General features: G+C 74.9%; 10 protein-coding genes. 2 read left to right on the top strand and 8 right to left on the bottom strand.

Translation table 11 applies throughout. From position 1 onward, the window contains the following. Positions 1–43: 43 nt before the first annotated feature. Entirely contained in the window at positions 44–811 is a 768-nt protein-coding gene (locus ABD811_RS02935; protein ID WP_344940215.1) for a DeoR/GlpR family DNA-binding transcription regulator, read from the bottom strand. 340 nt (positions 812–1,151) lie between these two features. On the opposite strand from ABD811_RS02935, the gene fdhA reads away from it, so the two are divergent. Both fdhA and ABD811_RS02945 read left to right on the top strand, forming a co-directional pair. Further along, positions 1,152–2,375, top strand: coding sequence for a formaldehyde dehydrogenase, glutathione-independent (gene fdhA / locus ABD811_RS02940; RefSeq protein WP_344940218.1), 1,224 nt, complete (start codon positions 1,152–1,154; stop codon positions 2,373–2,375). A gap of 57 nt (positions 2,376–2,432) precedes the next feature. Next, positions 2,433–3,818, top strand: coding sequence for a coiled-coil domain-containing protein (locus ABD811_RS02945; protein ID WP_344940220.1), 1,386 nt, complete (start codon positions 2,433–2,435; stop codon positions 3,816–3,818). Here the strand turns inward: ABD811_RS02945 and cydC are convergent. The 7 genes from cydC to mftC form a co-directional block, all read right to left on the bottom strand. Continuing rightward, complete coding sequence (gene cydC / locus ABD811_RS02950) at positions 3,791–5,572, bottom strand: thiol reductant ABC exporter subunit CydC (RefSeq protein WP_344940223.1); 1,782 nt, start codon at positions 5,570–5,572, stop codon at positions 3,791–3,793. The two genes, ABD811_RS02945 and cydC, sit on opposite strands and share 28 nt — an antisense overlap. Continuing rightward, on the bottom strand, positions 5,569–7,245 hold the full coding sequence (gene cydD / locus ABD811_RS02955; RefSeq protein ID WP_344940226.1) for a thiol reductant ABC exporter subunit CydD: 1,677 nt from the start codon (positions 7,243–7,245) through the stop codon (positions 5,569–5,571). Before cydD ends, cydC begins: the two co-directional genes overlap by 4 nt. Next, positions 7,242–8,351, bottom strand: coding sequence for a cytochrome d ubiquinol oxidase subunit II (gene cydB, locus ABD811_RS02960; protein WP_344940229.1), 1,110 nt, complete (start codon positions 8,349–8,351; stop codon positions 7,242–7,244). Before cydB ends, cydD begins: the two co-directional genes overlap by 4 nt. Before the next feature lie 56 nt (positions 8,352–8,407). Next, entirely contained in the window at positions 8,408–9,796 is a 1,389-nt protein-coding gene (locus ABD811_RS02965) for a cytochrome ubiquinol oxidase subunit I (RefSeq protein WP_344940231.1), read from the bottom strand. Between the two features lie 54 nt (positions 9,797–9,850). Next, a complete protein-coding gene (locus ABD811_RS02970) occupies positions 9,851–10,894 on the bottom strand; it encodes an Acg family FMN-binding oxidoreductase (RefSeq protein WP_344940234.1) in 1,044 nt (347 codons plus the stop codon). A 103-nt stretch (positions 10,895–10,997) separates the two neighbouring features. Next, positions 10,998–12,167, bottom strand: a complete 1,170-nt coding sequence (mftD, locus tag ABD811_RS02975; protein ID WP_344940237.1) for a pre-mycofactocin synthase MftD — start codon at positions 12,165–12,167, stop codon at positions 10,998–11,000. After that, positions 12,164–13,399 carry a mycofactocin radical SAM maturase gene (mftC, locus tag ABD811_RS02980; RefSeq protein ID WP_344940239.1) on the bottom strand — a complete coding sequence of 412 codons (1,236 nt, stop codon included), beginning with the start codon at positions 13,397–13,399 and terminating at the stop codon, positions 12,164–12,166. Before mftC ends, mftD begins: the two co-directional genes overlap by 4 nt. Positions 13,400–13,416 lie beyond the last annotated feature (17 nt).

Raw genomic sequence — 13,416 nt, forward strand, 5'->3', positions numbered from 1 at the left:
CGTTGATCAGGGGTTGGCGATCCGGCTGGGTGACGTGGCAGCGTCACCCAGCCACCACGACGGCGCCGCCGGCGTCCTCGATGGCGGCGCGCAGCGTCGGGGGCGGTGTCTCGTCGGTGATCAGTCCGTCGATCTCGTCCAGCCCGCACACCCGGTGCGGCGCGACGCGGCCGAGTTTGCGCGCGTCGGCGAGCACGTACGAGCGCACGGTGTTCGCGATCATCACTCGGCGGCCGGCCACCTCGTCGAGATGGAAGTCGGTCAGTCCCGCGGCGGCGTCCACCCCGCCGGAGCCGAGGAACGCCACGTCGGCGTTCAGGTCGGCGAAGAACCCGTTGGCGTGCGCGCCCGAGCAGGCCAGGTCGCCGGCGCGCAGCCGGCCGCCCGACACCAGGACCTCGACGCCCGGCCGGCCGGCCAGCTCCGCGGCCGCCAGCAGCGAGCAGGTCGCGACGATGCCGCGGTGGTTCTGCGGCAGCGCCCGGGCCACCTCCACCGCCGTGGTGCCCACGTCGATGATCACCGTCTGCCCCGGCCGTACCAGCGCGGCGGCGGCGCGTCCGATGGCCACCTTGGCCTCGCGGTCCGTCGTGGACCGTTCCGCGAAGGACGCCTCCTCGCCGAACCCGCCGGCGGTGCTGGTCGCGCCGCCGTGCACCCGCACCAGCGACCCGCGACGTTCCAGCACGACCAGGTCGCGGCGGACCGTCTCCGCCGAGACGCCCAGCATCCTGGCGAACTCCTCGGTCCGCACCACGCGCTTGTCCCGCAGCGCGGCGCAGATCCGCCGATGACGCTCAGCCGCGAGCATCGCGACTGACCGGGTCCGTGGAGAACTGACCGAACATGAGGAAAAGTGTGGATAACGTGGGAGTATCCGTCAAGAGGCCGGCTCCCGGAACCGCAAGATTTACCGTGCTGTGACCACCCCGAACCTAGACGCCGCCCGCCCCTGCTCGGCCCGGACCGCGATCACGAACCCGCAGGTCACGCCGGCGGAACGCACCGCCCAGGGGGGCGAGGCCGGGCGAAGGGGCGGCGGTTGGTGGGCGCACAGGGGGTAGGGGTCGGGGCGACGGCGTGAGGGCCGCCGGGCATCCACGGCCCGGGTGCCGGGAGCCGTCGGCGGTCAGGAGAATCGGGGTACGGCCATGTCAGGCAACAAGGGCGTCGTGTACGTCAAGCCGGGTCAGGTGGAAGTGCACACCACCGAGTACCCGACGTTCGAACTGAAGGACGGGCCCGGCGTCAATCCGGCCAACGTGGGCCGCAAGACGCCGCACGCGGCGATCGTCAAGTGCGTCGCCACCAACATCTGCGGCAGCGACCAGCACATGGTGCGCGGCCGCACCACCGCGCCGGCGGGGCTGGTGCTCGGCCACGAGATCACCGGCGAGGTCGTCGAGACCGGGCCCGACGTCGAGTACGTCAAGGTCGGAGACCTGTGCTCGGTGCCCTTCAACATCTCCTGCGGCAGGTGCCGCAACTGCAAGGAGGGCAAGACGGGGATCTGCCTCAACGTCAACCCCGACCAGCCCGGGTCGGCGTACGGGTATGTCGACATGGGCGGGTGGGTCGGCGGCCAGGCCGAGTACGTGCTGGTCCCCTACGCGGACTGGAACCTGCTGAAGTTCCCCGACCGGGACCAGGCCATGGACAAGATCCTCGACCTGGCGATGCTGGCGGACATCTTCCCGACGGGCTACCACGGCTGCGTCACCGCCGGCGTCACCACCGGTTCGACGGTCTACGTCGCCGGCGCCGGTCCGGTCGGGCTGGCCGCGGCCACGTCCGCCCTCCTGCTGGGCGCCGCCGCGGTCATCGTCGGCGACCTGAACGAGGACCGGCTCGCCCAGGCGCGCAGCTTCGGCTGTGAGACGGTGGACGTCTCGCGGGGCGACCCGAAGGACCAGATCGAGCAGATCCTCGGGACGCCGGAGGTCGACTGCGGTGTCGACGCGGTCGGTTTCGAGGCGCGCGGGCACGGCGCCGAGGCGCGCACCGAGCACCCGGCGGCCGTGCTGAACACCCTCATGGACATCGTCCGCGCCGGCGGCGCCGTGGGGATCCCCGGCCTCTACGTCACCGGTGACCCGGGGGCTCCCGACGAGGCCGCCAAGGTCGGGTCGCTGTCCATCCGGCTGGGGCTGGGCTGGGCCAAGTCGCTGTCCTTCGCCACCGGCCAGTGCCCGGTGATGCGCTACCACCGTCAGCTGATGATGGCGATCCTGCACGACCGCGTGTCGATCGCCGAGAACGTCAACGCCACGGTGATACCGCTGGACCGGGCGCCCGAGGGCTACGAGGAGTTCGACCAGGGCGCCGCGCGCAAGTACGTTCTCGACCCGCACGGAATGCTCGCCGAGGCGAGCTGACGGCGGCCTGCGGCCGAGGCGGACACGGGCGCCGCGGGTCTTACTAGGATGCTCCCCGTGAACGGAGATCAAGACGGCCGGGATGGGCATCTCCCCAGCGACGTGGAACCGACGGCGCCCATCCGGCCGCCGGCCGAGGGACTGGTCGACGAGGACGACCTGTCGCCGGAGGCGGTCACGGCAGGCGTGATCCCCGAGGAGCACGATCGCCGGCGCTGCGCGTACTGCGGAGGGCCGGTCCCGGCCCGGGCGGGACGCGACGCCCGGTTCTGCGGCGACGCGCATCGCGTCGCCTACGCGCGGGAGGCGGCCCGCGACGACGCCGACGAATCCGCGCCGGTCCGGGCGCTGGCCGAGGACGTCGACCGGCTGGCGGTCCTGGTGGCCGAGCTCGCCGAGACCGCCGCCGTGCTGGGCGAGCGGCTGGACGACGAGGTCCGCGGTGTCATCGGCAGGGCCGAAGAGGCACTGGCCGAGGCGCGCAGCGCCCGGGTGGCGGTCGCCGAGGCCGACAACCGCACCGAGCTGGCCGAGGCCCGCGCCGAGGCGGCCCGGCAGGAGGCCGCCGACGCGATCGAGGAGCTGCGCGCGGGCATGGCGGCCGCGAAGGCGAGCGTCGTGGCCGCCCAGAACAGCGAGGCCAACGCGTGGAAGGAGGCCGGCGCCGCGCAGCAGGCCCGGGCCGCCGCCGCGAACGAGGCCGCCCACGCCGAAGGCCTGCGCAAACGCGCCGAGGCGGCGTGGAACACCGAACGCCAGGCCCGCGTCCAGGTGGAGAGCGAACGCGACGACCTGATGGCGCAGCTGGCCACCGAGCAGAGCGCGCTGGCCATGGCGCGCGCCGAGCTGGAGGACGCGCGCGCCGAGGCCGACGACGCCTTCGCCCGGCTCGAGGCCGCCGCCAAGACCGAACGGGATCTGCGGGCCGAGCTGGCCGCCGCGCAGAGCGAGAACCAGCGGCTGACCATCGAGCTCGACGCCGCCACCGCCCGCGCCGACGAGCAGGCCGCGCGCGCCGACCGCGCCGAGCAGCTCGCCGACGACGCCATCGCCCGCGCCGACGACGCGCTGGCCCGTGCCGACCGCGCCGAGCAGCGCGTGGACGCCGCCGTCGACCGCGCCGACCGGGACGCCGCCGCCCTGCGCGCCCTGCAGGACACCCTGCGCTCGGCGCTGGACCTGCCGTCGGTCGAGGACCTCGGCGACGACCGCGGGGTCCGGGTCGGCGGGCCCGGCGAGTCCGGCGCGGTGCTCGCCCTGCCCGGCGGCCTGATCGGGCTCGACGACGTGCCGGACGTCCTGGACGGCGAGACGGCGGCGCGGTTCGCGCGGGCGGTCCTGGCCGTGCGCGTCCACCAGGCCACGCGACGTCCCCTCCAGGACGACGACGAGCCCGCCGGGCAGGTCGACGCCGATCACGAGGACGGCGGCGGGGAGGACTGACCCTCCGCGTCGCTCCGGGCCCACATGCGGCGGTAGAGGCCGTCGCGGCGCACCAGGTCGCGGTGCGTGCCGCGCTGCACGATCCTCCCGCGGTCGAGGACGGCGATCTCGTCCACGGCGTCCAGGCCGGTCAGGTCGTGGGTGATCAGCAGGGTGGTCCGGCCGCGGGTGACGCGCAGGAGGTCGGCCGTCAGGGCCGCGCGGGCCGCCGGGTCCAGGTGCGCGGTCGGCTCGTCGAGCACGAGCAGCGCCGGGTCGGCCAGCAGGGCGCGGGCGAGGGCCAGCCGCTGCCGTTCGCCGCCGGACAGGCGGGCGCCGTGCACGCCGACCGGGGTGTCCCAGCCCTGGGGCAGGGATCGGATCCACGGCAGCAGGCGTGCGGCGCCGGCGGCCGCGTCGAGTTCGCCGTCGCTCGCGCCGGGACGCGCCAGCCGCAGGTTCTCCCTGAGGGTGCTGTCAAAGACGTGCGGGTGCTGCGGGCAGCCGCCGATCACCCGGCGCACGTCGTCGGTGGCGTAGGCGGCCAGGTCACGGCCGTTCAGGGTGACGTGCCCGCCCTGCGCGTCGAGAAAGCGCAGCAGCAGCGCCGCGACGGTGCTCTTGCCCGCGCCGCTGGGGCCGACCAGGGCGACGCGGCGGCCGGGCTCCAAGTCGAGGTCGACGCCGTCCAGCGCCCATGGGTCGTCCGGCCCGTACCGGACCCGGACGCCGCGAAGCCGCACGGTGACCGGGGGCTCGGGCGGCGGCAGCGGACGGGACGGCTCGCGCACGGGGTCGGGGGCGTCCAGCACGCCCATGATCCGGCGGGCGGACGAGCCGGTCTCGGCCAGCCGCGCCGCCGCCGCGGGCAGCGGCGCCACGGCCTCGAACGCGGCCAGCGCGGTGAGGACGAGCACGGCCGACGGGACCCGGCCGAGGTCGCCGTCCTCGACGGCCGCCACGCCCAGCAGCAGCACCGCCCACACGGTCAGGCCGGTGACGGCGGTCCCGAGCCCGGCGCCGAGCGCCAGCGCGAAGGCGTTGCGCCGGGTCTGCCGGGTGAGCTCGCGGTCGGCGGCGGTGAGGGAGGCGATCGCGCGGTCCCGGGCGCCGAAGGCGATCAGGTCCGGGGCTCCGGACAGGGCGTCGACGACCCGCGTGGTGAGGCGTCCTCGGGCGGCCGCGGCACGGTGCGCGGCGCGGCGGGCGACCAGCACCGAGCACAGCGGGACCAGCACGCCCGCGACCAGCAGCCCGGCGGCCAGCGCCCCGGCCGCCGGGGCCAGCAGGAACGCGCAGGCGCCGACGGCCGCTCCGCCCGCCAGCGCGGCGGCCGCGGGCGGGACGACGCCGCGGACGAACACGTCCTGGACGGTGTCGACGTCGGAGACCAGCCGGGTGAGCAGGTCGCCCGAGCGCAGCTCGCGCAGCCCGGCGGGGGCGAGGCGGGCGAGCGTCCGGTAGACGCGCACGCGGACGTCGCCCAGCACCCGGAACGCCACGTCGTGCGAGGTCAGCCGCTCGACGTAGCGCAGCACCCCGCGGCTGACGCCCAGGGCGCGCACCGCCACGACGGCGATGGTGAGCGCGGTGACGCTCGGATGCTCGGCGGCCCTGGCGATCAGGAACCCGGACACGCCCAGCAGCGCGATCCCGGCCGCGGTCGTGGCGGCCCCGGCCAGGACGGCGACCAGCAGCCTTGCGCGCAGCGGCCGGGCGAGGGCCAGCAGGCGGGGCAGCGGGGCGCGGCGCGCGGCCGGCGGCACGACGGTCATGACGCCATCACCGCCGCCGTCTCCGGCGGCACGCCCGGTGGCCGGCGGATGGTGAGCCGTCCGCCGTCGATCTCGGCGACCCGGTCGGCGAGACGGGTCCAGGCGTGGTCGTGGGTGACCAGCACGACCGTGCGTCCCGCCATGAGCCGTTCGACGGCGGCGCGGACGCCTTCGGCGCTCTCGCCGTCCAGGTGGGCGGTGGGCTCGTCGAGCAGCAGCAGCGGCGCGTCCCGCAGGAACGCGCGGGCCAGCGCGACGCGCTGCCGCTGCCCGCTCGACAGGCGCGCGCCGCGCTCGCCTACCGGGGTGTCGTACCCCTGGGGAAGGGCCCGGACGAACTCGTCCGCCCCGGCGAGGCGGGCGGCGCGCCGTACGGCGTGGCCGGACGCGCCGGGGTCGCCGAGCCGGATGTTGTCGGCCACGCTTCCGGCGAACAGGTAGGGGTCCTGCGGCACCCACGCGATGCGCTCGCGCCACCGCTCGGCCGGTACGTCCTCGAAGCCGGTGCGTCCCTCGGTGGGGTGGACGAAGCGCAGCAGCAGGGCGAGCAGGGTGCTCTTTCCCGCTCCGCTCGGCCCGACGACCACGAGCCGCTCCCCCGGCGCCACCTCCAGGGACACGTCGGACAGCGCCGGACGATCTCGTCCGGGATGGCGCACCGTCACCCCGTCCAGGCGCACGCGTCCGCCAGCGGCGCCGGCAGCGGCGGCGGTGCCGTCCTCCGGCACGCCGCCGTCCAGGACCTCGAAGACGCGCCCGGCGGCGGTGACGCCCTCCATGCTGGCGTGGAACTGGGCGCCCACGTTGCGCAGCGGCAGGTACGCCTCGGGGGCCAGCAGCAGGACCAGCAGCGCCGTCTCGTACGGCATGCCGCCGCCCAGCAGGCGCAGCCCGATCTCCACCGCGACCAGCGCCACCGCCAGCGTGGACAGCAGCTCCAGCACCAGCGCCGACAGGAACGCCACCCGCAGCGTGCGCATGGTGGCCCGCCGGTGCGCGCCGGTCACCTCGCGGATCACCGCCGCCTGGGCCCTGGCGCGGCCGAACACCTTGAGCGTCGGCAGCCCCTCCACCACGTCGAGGAAGTGGCCGCCCAGCTTTTCCAGCAGCGACCACTGCCGCTCGGTGCGGGCCCGGGTGTGCAGGCCGACCAGGATCATGAACACCGGGATCAGCGGCAGGGTGGCCGCGATGACGCCGGCGGACAGCGGGTCGGCGCCCGCCACCACGGCGAGCACGGCGACCGGCGTCAGGTAGGCCAGGACGAGCTGCGGCAGATACCGCGCGAAGTAGGGGTCCAGCGCGTCCAGCCCGCGGGTGGCGAGCGTCGCCAGCTCGCCGGGCTGCCGTGACGCGTCCGGGGCGCAGCGCAGGACGTGGCCCACCAGCCGCAGCCGCAACTGCGACTTGACCGCGCCGGCCGCGCGCAGGGCCATCGCCTCCCCGCCGTAGGCGGCCAGGGCGCGTCCGGCCGCCACGGCCAGCAGGAGCAGGAACGCGGGGGTGAGGTCCGCGACGCCCTGCCCGTCGAACGCCCCGGCCAGGATGCGGGCGAGCAGCACGGCCTGGGCCAGGACCAGCCCCGTCGTGACCAGGCCCAGCGCCACCGTGCCCGCGAGGAAGGCACGGGCGGCGCGGGCGTGGTGCAGCAGTCGCGGGTCGAGCGGTCTCACCGGGCCGCCCCTGCTCCGGGTGCCGCCCCTGCTCCGGGTGCCGCCTCGGCCCCGGGGGCGGGCTCGGCGGGGGCGACGGCCTGCCGGGTGAGGCGGCGCCGGAACACCCAGTACGTCCACGCCTGGTAGGCCAGGACCACCGGCGTGAAGATCACCGCGACCCAGGTCATGACCGTGAGCGTGTACGGGGAGGAGGCGGCGTTGTGCACGGTGAGGCTGAACGCGTCGTCGGTGCTGGACGGCATGACGTTCGGCCACAGGTCGCCGAACAGCGTCGCGACCGTCGCCGCGATCGCCACGGCGGTGCCGGTGAACGCCCAGCCCTCCCGGCCGCGCAGCCCGGCCGCGATGCCGCCGAGCAGCGCGGCCGCGGCGACGGCGGCGGTGACCCAGGTCAGCGGCCTGCCGTGGCCGATCTGGGTGACGGCCAGGAACGCGGCGGCGAGCACCGCGACCGGCACGGCCAGCCGGGTCAGCAGCGCCCGGGCGCGCCACCGCACCTCGCCGTCGGTCTTGAGGGCCAGGAACACCGCGCCGTGCAGGGTGAACACCGCGAGCGTGGTGAGCCCGCCGAGCAGCGCGTACGGGTTGAGCAGGGTGAATAGGGTCCCGGTGAAGTGGTGGTCGGCGTCGATCGGGACGCCGCGGACGATGTTGGCGAAGGCCACGCCCCACAGGAACGCCGGGACGAGCGAGCCCCAGAAGACGGCGCGGTCCCAGTTGCGCCGCCAGCGCGCGCCCTCGGGGCCGGACGCCGGGCCCTTGCCGCGGTACTCGAACGCCACGCCCCGCACGATCAGCGCGACCAGGATCAGCAGCAGCGGCAGGTAGAAGCCGCTGAACAGGGTGGCGTACCACTCGGGGAAGGCGGCGAAGGTGGCGCCGCCGGCGACCAGCAGCCACACCTCGTTGCCGTCCCACACCGGCCCGATGCTGTTGATCATGACACGGCGGTCGGTCTCGGCGTGCGCGCCGCCGTCGGCCGCGCCGTGGCGCGGCGCCAGCACCGGCAGCAGCACGCCGACGCCGAAGTCGAACCCCTCCAGGACGAAGTAGCCGGTCCACAGCACGGCGATCAGCGTGAACCAGACGGTGGTCAGTTCCATGAGCGTCTCCGGGAATGCGGCTCGGTAAGAGCCTCGGTACGAGCCTTGCTACGGGCTCAGTAGGAGAAGGCGGGCAGGGGCTCGTCGGCGGCGGGCGTCTGGTCCTGCGGCGGCGGTCCCTTCCGGGCGTGGCGGGCCATCAGCGCCCCGGCCACCACCGCCAGCACCGCGTACAGCACCGTGAACACCGTGAGGGAGATGATCACCTCGCCGGTGGCGACGTCGGGCGAGACGCCGTCGCGGGTGCGCATCAGGCCCATCACCACCCACGGCTGGCGGCCCATCTCCGTGAAGATCCAGCCCATGGTGTTGGCCAGGAACGGCAGCGCGATCCCCGCCAGCGCCGCGCGGTGGAACCACGGCCCGCGCGGCACCCGGCCGCCCCGGGTCAGCCACAGCCCGGCCACGGCCAGCAGCCCGGCCAGGAACCCGAACCCGATCATCAGGCGGAACGTCCAGTAGGTGACGGGGATGACGGGCGTGTAGCTGCCGGGCCCGTAGCGCTGCTCGTACGCCCGCTGCACGTCGTTGACGCCCTCGACGGCGCCGTCCGGCGCGCCGGTGGCCATGAACGACAGCACGTGCGGCACGCGCAGGCTCCACAGCTCCTCGCCGCCGTCCAGCGAGCCAATGGTGAACAGGGAGAACGAGGCGGGCGCGGACGTCTCGTACAGCGCCTCGGCGGCGGCCATCTTCATCGGCTGCTGCTCGGTCATCACGCGCGCCTGCAGGTCGCCCGACACGGTCACGCCGATGGCCGCGACCAGGGAGAACACCAGGCCCGCGCGCGTCGCCCGGCGGAACAGCGGCACGTCGCGTCCCCGCGCCAGGTGCCAGGCGCCCACCCCCGCCACGAACAGGCCGCCGGTGAGGAACGCCGCGAAGATCACGTGGGGGAAGGTCACCAGCGCGGTGGAGTTGGTGAGCACCCGCCAGATGCTGGTCAGCTCGGCCCGCCCGGTCTCGGGGTCGATCCGGTGGCCGACCGGGTGCTGCATCCAGGAGTTGGCGGCCAGGATGAAGTACGCCGACAACATGGTGCCGATCGAGGCCAGCCAGATGGTGGCCAGGTGCAGCCGGGCCGGCAGCCGGTCCCAGCCGAAGATCCACAGGCCCAGGAACGTGGACTCCAGGAAGAACGCCAGCAGTCCCTCCATGGCCAGCGGCGCGCCGAACACGTCGCCGACGAACCGCGAGTAGTCCGACCAGTTCATGCCGAACTGGAACTCCTGCACGATCCCGGTGACCACGCCCATGGCGAAGTTGATCAGGAACAGCTTCCCGAAGAACCTGGTCATGCGCAGGTAGAGGGGGTTCCTCGTCCGGTGCCAGGCGGTCTGCATGCCCGCCACCAGGGCCGACAGGCCGATGGTCAGCGGGACGAAGACGAAGTGGTAGACGGTGGTGATCCCGAACTGCCATCGGGACAGGTCCAAGGTGTTCACATGTCTTCCTCGGGGTCGGGGGGTGCGCCGCGGGGGACGGGGTCGGGCGCCGGCTCAGGGCTCGTCGACGATGACGGCGGTGACGGAACGGCGCACGGTGACCAGTTCCGGGCCGACGGGCTCGCCGAGCCGCATCAGGATCTGCGGATGCAGCCCGTGGCAGAAGCGGGACCGGATGAACGCCCGCAGCTCCGGCACCTCCAGCGCCTGCGTGTGGAAGGCGGCCGCCAGCCCGTCTCCGGCGGCGCGCAGCAGGACGCGCTGCAGCGCCTGCCCCGCCCGCAGCCAGTCGGCCGGTGCGTCCCCGGCCGTGACGATCATCAGGACCACCCCGGTCACCGGCTGCCGGGCCCCCTCCTCCTCCGGGCACGCCGCCTCGGGCGGCACGCCCCAGCCGAAGCCGCGCGCGAAGTCGCGGCCGGGGAAGTACGGCTCGGTGTGCGGCTCCTGACGCGGATACGCCTCGTGGTGGACGCCCTCCTGCCGGGTGTTGCCGGGGGCGGGCGCCCAGCGGGCCGCCTCGGCGGCGCACGCGGGGTCGAGCCGCTGCACGTGCTCGGCGACCTGCGTCAGCGCCGCGAGCGCGCCCTTGGTGTGCGGCTCCACGGCCTGGATGAGGCGCGCCCCCTCCGCCTCGGCGTCCCAGCGCAGCGTCGACAGCAGCGCGGCGCGCACCGGGGTCGGACGGAACCCGCCGCGGTGGGTGTGCCGGTGGCGCACGTGCGCCACCAGGTGGTCGGGCTCCTCCCGGTCGGCGGACGGTTCGCCGGGAAGCACGTCCGCGAGCAGGTGCGGCCGGTCGGGGTCGGGCAGCAGCCGGATCTTGGGGGCGTATCCGAGCCCCCGCAGCGCGATCCGCAGGGTGAACAGCGCCGCCCCGCAGCTGATCAGCATCTCGCGGCCGTCGGGGTCGGCCGCGGCCAGCCGCCGGTCCGGGTCGGCGCGCAGGCTGACGCGGCTGCCGTGCAGGGCGAACGTCCACGGCTGGGTGTTGTGCACCGACGGCGCCCACACGGCCGCCTCGATCGCCTGCCGCACGTCAAGGGCCAGCCGTTGGTCCGGAGGCACGGTGGTGCCGGACGGCCGCGTAGGGGTCATGATGGTGCTCCTGGTGCAGTCCTGTACGGACTTTCAGCGCACCACCGGCACCGTCACCCTCGACAGGGACCAAGGTCCATTCTCCGGCGGCCCTCCGGCCGGTTCACACGCCGAGGGCCCGGGTGAAGCCCGGGGGGATCACCACGTCGTCCCGGGTCAGCTCGCGGACCGACGAGCGCCCGAGGCCGAGCAGCGCCGCGTCGATGCCGCCGCGCAGGATGTCCAGCACGTTCTCCACCCCGGCCTGCCCGTTCGCCGCCAGGCCCCACAGGGAGGCGCGGCCCACCATCACCGCCCTGGCGCCGAGCGCCAGCGCCTTGACCACGTCGCCGCCGCGCCGCACACCGCCGTCCAGCAGCACGTCGACCCTGTCGCCAACCGCGTCGGCGATGGACGGCAGCACGCGGATCGGCGCCGGGGTCGAGTCGAGGTTGTTGCCGCCGTGGTTGGACACCGAGATCGCGGTGACTCCCGCGTCGACCGCGCGCAGGGCGTCGTCCACCCGGCACACGCCCTTGAGCATGAACGGGCCGTCCCACTGCTCGCGCAGCCACCGCACGTCCTCCCAGGACGGCGGCGGGGTCTGCATCCACTCGCCGTACGCGCCGAAGAACGTGGGGGCGGCCCGTCCGGGCTCGGCCATGTTGGGCGTGGTCAGGTCGGGCAGGGTCCGGGACCGCAGGTAGCCGGCCAGCCAGCGCGGGCGGGCCAGGGCCTCGGGCGCGAAACGCGCCATCTCCCTCACCGTCAGCCGCTCGGGGACGCGGGGGCTCCCCCAGTCCCGGCCGTGGGAGAAGGACCAGTCGAGGGTGACGATCAGCCCCTTGACCCCGGCCTCGCGGGCGCGGTCGACGCGGCGCCGCATCGCGTCCCTGCCGCCCGTCCAGTACATCTGGAAGAACGTGCGCGGGTTGGCCGCCACGACCTCCTCCAGCGGCTTGCTCGCGAACGAGCTGAGGCCCATGGCGGTGCCGCGGGCCGCCGCCGCCCGCGCCACCGCCACCTCCCCGCCGGGGTGCACGGCCTGCACCCCGGTCGGCGAGATGATCACGGGCAGCGAGATCCGCTCGCCCATGACCGTCGTGGTCTGGTCGCGCTTCTCCGGCAGGCCCGCCACGTGCGGCGCGAACCCCAGTTCGGCGAACGCGGCGGTGTTGTCGCCGTAGGACACGCCCTTCTCCGAGCCGGCGAGCAGGGCGCCGTAGACCGATCGCGGCAGCCGCTTCCTGGCCAGGCGCTGCGCGTGCGCGACCGTCTCGAACCAGCCGCTCATGACCGCCCTCCCATCGGGTGCGCCGGGTCCATCCCGGCCAGCGGGCTCTCGTCGCAGAAACGGTCCGGACGGGCGGCCCGGACGGCGGGCATGCCCAGGGCCACGGTGGGGCGCGAGTGGTCGTTGCCCTGGCGCGGCAGCGCGGCCGGGTCGACCGACCGCAGGGCCGCCTCGCCGTGGCCCTTGACGCACTCGGGGTCGGGGCCGTCGAGCGGCAGGCCGGTGAAGAACTTCGCGGCCATGCACCCGCCCCGGCACGCGTCGTAGGCCGAGCAGTGCGCGCAGGCCCCGCCGGACGACGGCCGCCGCAGCTCGGCGAACAGCGACGACTCGCGCCACACCCGCTCGAACCCGCCGGGCGAGCGGACGTTGCCCGCCCTGAACGCGTCGTGGATGGCGAACGGGCAGGCGTACACGTCGCCGACCGGGTCGATGAGGCACACCACCCGTCCCGCGCCGCACAGGTTCAGCCCCGGCAGCGGCGCCGGGCCCAGCGCGTTGAGGTGGAAGAACGAGTCCCCGGTGAGCACCCGGTCGCCGTGGTCCAGCAGCCAGGCGTAGATCTCGCGCTGCTGGGCGGCCGTGGGATGCAGCTCGTCCCACACGTCGGCGCCGCGCCCGGACGGCCGCAGCCGGGTGATCCGCAGCTGCGCCCCGTACCGGTCGGCGATGGCGGCGAAGGCGTCGAGCTGGGCGACGTTCCGCCGGGTCATCACCACCGAGATCTTGAAGCCGGAGAACCCGGCGGCGGCCAGGTTCTCCATGGCCCGCACCGCCATGTCGTACGCGCCGGGTCCGCGCACGGCGTCGTTGACGTCGCGGGTGGCGCCGTCGAGGGAGACCTGCACGTCGACGTAGTCGGTGGTGGCCAGGCGCCGCGCCCGCTCGGGGCTCAGCCGCACCCCGTTGGTGGAGAACTTCACGCCGACGCGGTGGTCGATCGCGTAGTCCAGCAGGTCCCAGAAGTCGGGCCGGACGGTGGGTTCCCCGCCGCCGACGTTGACGTAGAAGACCCGCATCCGCTCCAGCTCGTCGATGACGGCCTCGATCTCGGCGGTGGACAGCTCGCGGGGGTCGCGCCGCCCGGACGAGGACAGGCAGTGCGCGCAGGACAGGTTGCACGCGTACGTCCACTCCCAGGTCAGGCAGATCGGCGCGGCCAGCCCGCCGGTGAACTGCTCGGCCAGGGCGGGGACGCGCCCGGCGTGCGAAGGGTCGTGAAGGGTGGTCATCACCGCACTCCCGTCGG

It is taken from the genome of Actinomadura miaoliensis, assembly GCF_039536785.1.
In the GTDB taxonomy this organism is placed as follows: domain Bacteria; phylum Actinomycetota; class Actinomycetes; order Streptosporangiales; family Streptosporangiaceae; genus Spirillospora; species Spirillospora miaoliensis.

What these genes read in the sequence shown, in the direction of transcription:
- mftC (WP_344940239.1), bottom strand. Translation starts at nt 13,399, where the DNA reads ATGACCACCCTTCACGACCCTTCGCACGCCGGGCGCGTCCCCGCCCTG.
- ABD811_RS02970 (WP_344940234.1), bottom strand. Translation starts at nt 10,894, where the DNA reads ATGACCCCTACGCGGCCGTCCGGCACCACCGTGCCTCCGGACCAACGG.
- mftD (WP_344940237.1), bottom strand. Translation starts at nt 12,167, where the DNA reads ATGAGCGGCTGGTTCGAGACGGTCGCGCACGCGCAGCGCCTGGCCAGG.
- fdhA (WP_344940218.1), top strand. Translation starts at nt 1,152, where the DNA reads ATGTCAGGCAACAAGGGCGTCGTGTACGTCAAGCCGGGTCAGGTGGAA.
- ABD811_RS02935 (WP_344940215.1), bottom strand. Translation starts at nt 811, where the DNA reads ATGCTCGCGGCTGAGCGTCATCGGCGGATCTGCGCCGCGCTGCGGGAC.
- cydB (WP_344940229.1), bottom strand. Translation starts at nt 8,351, where the DNA reads ATGGAACTGACCACCGTCTGGTTCACGCTGATCGCCGTGCTGTGGACC.
- cydC (WP_344940223.1), bottom strand. Translation starts at nt 5,572, where the DNA reads ATGACCGTCGTGCCGCCGGCCGCGCGCCGCGCCCCGCTGCCCCGCCTG.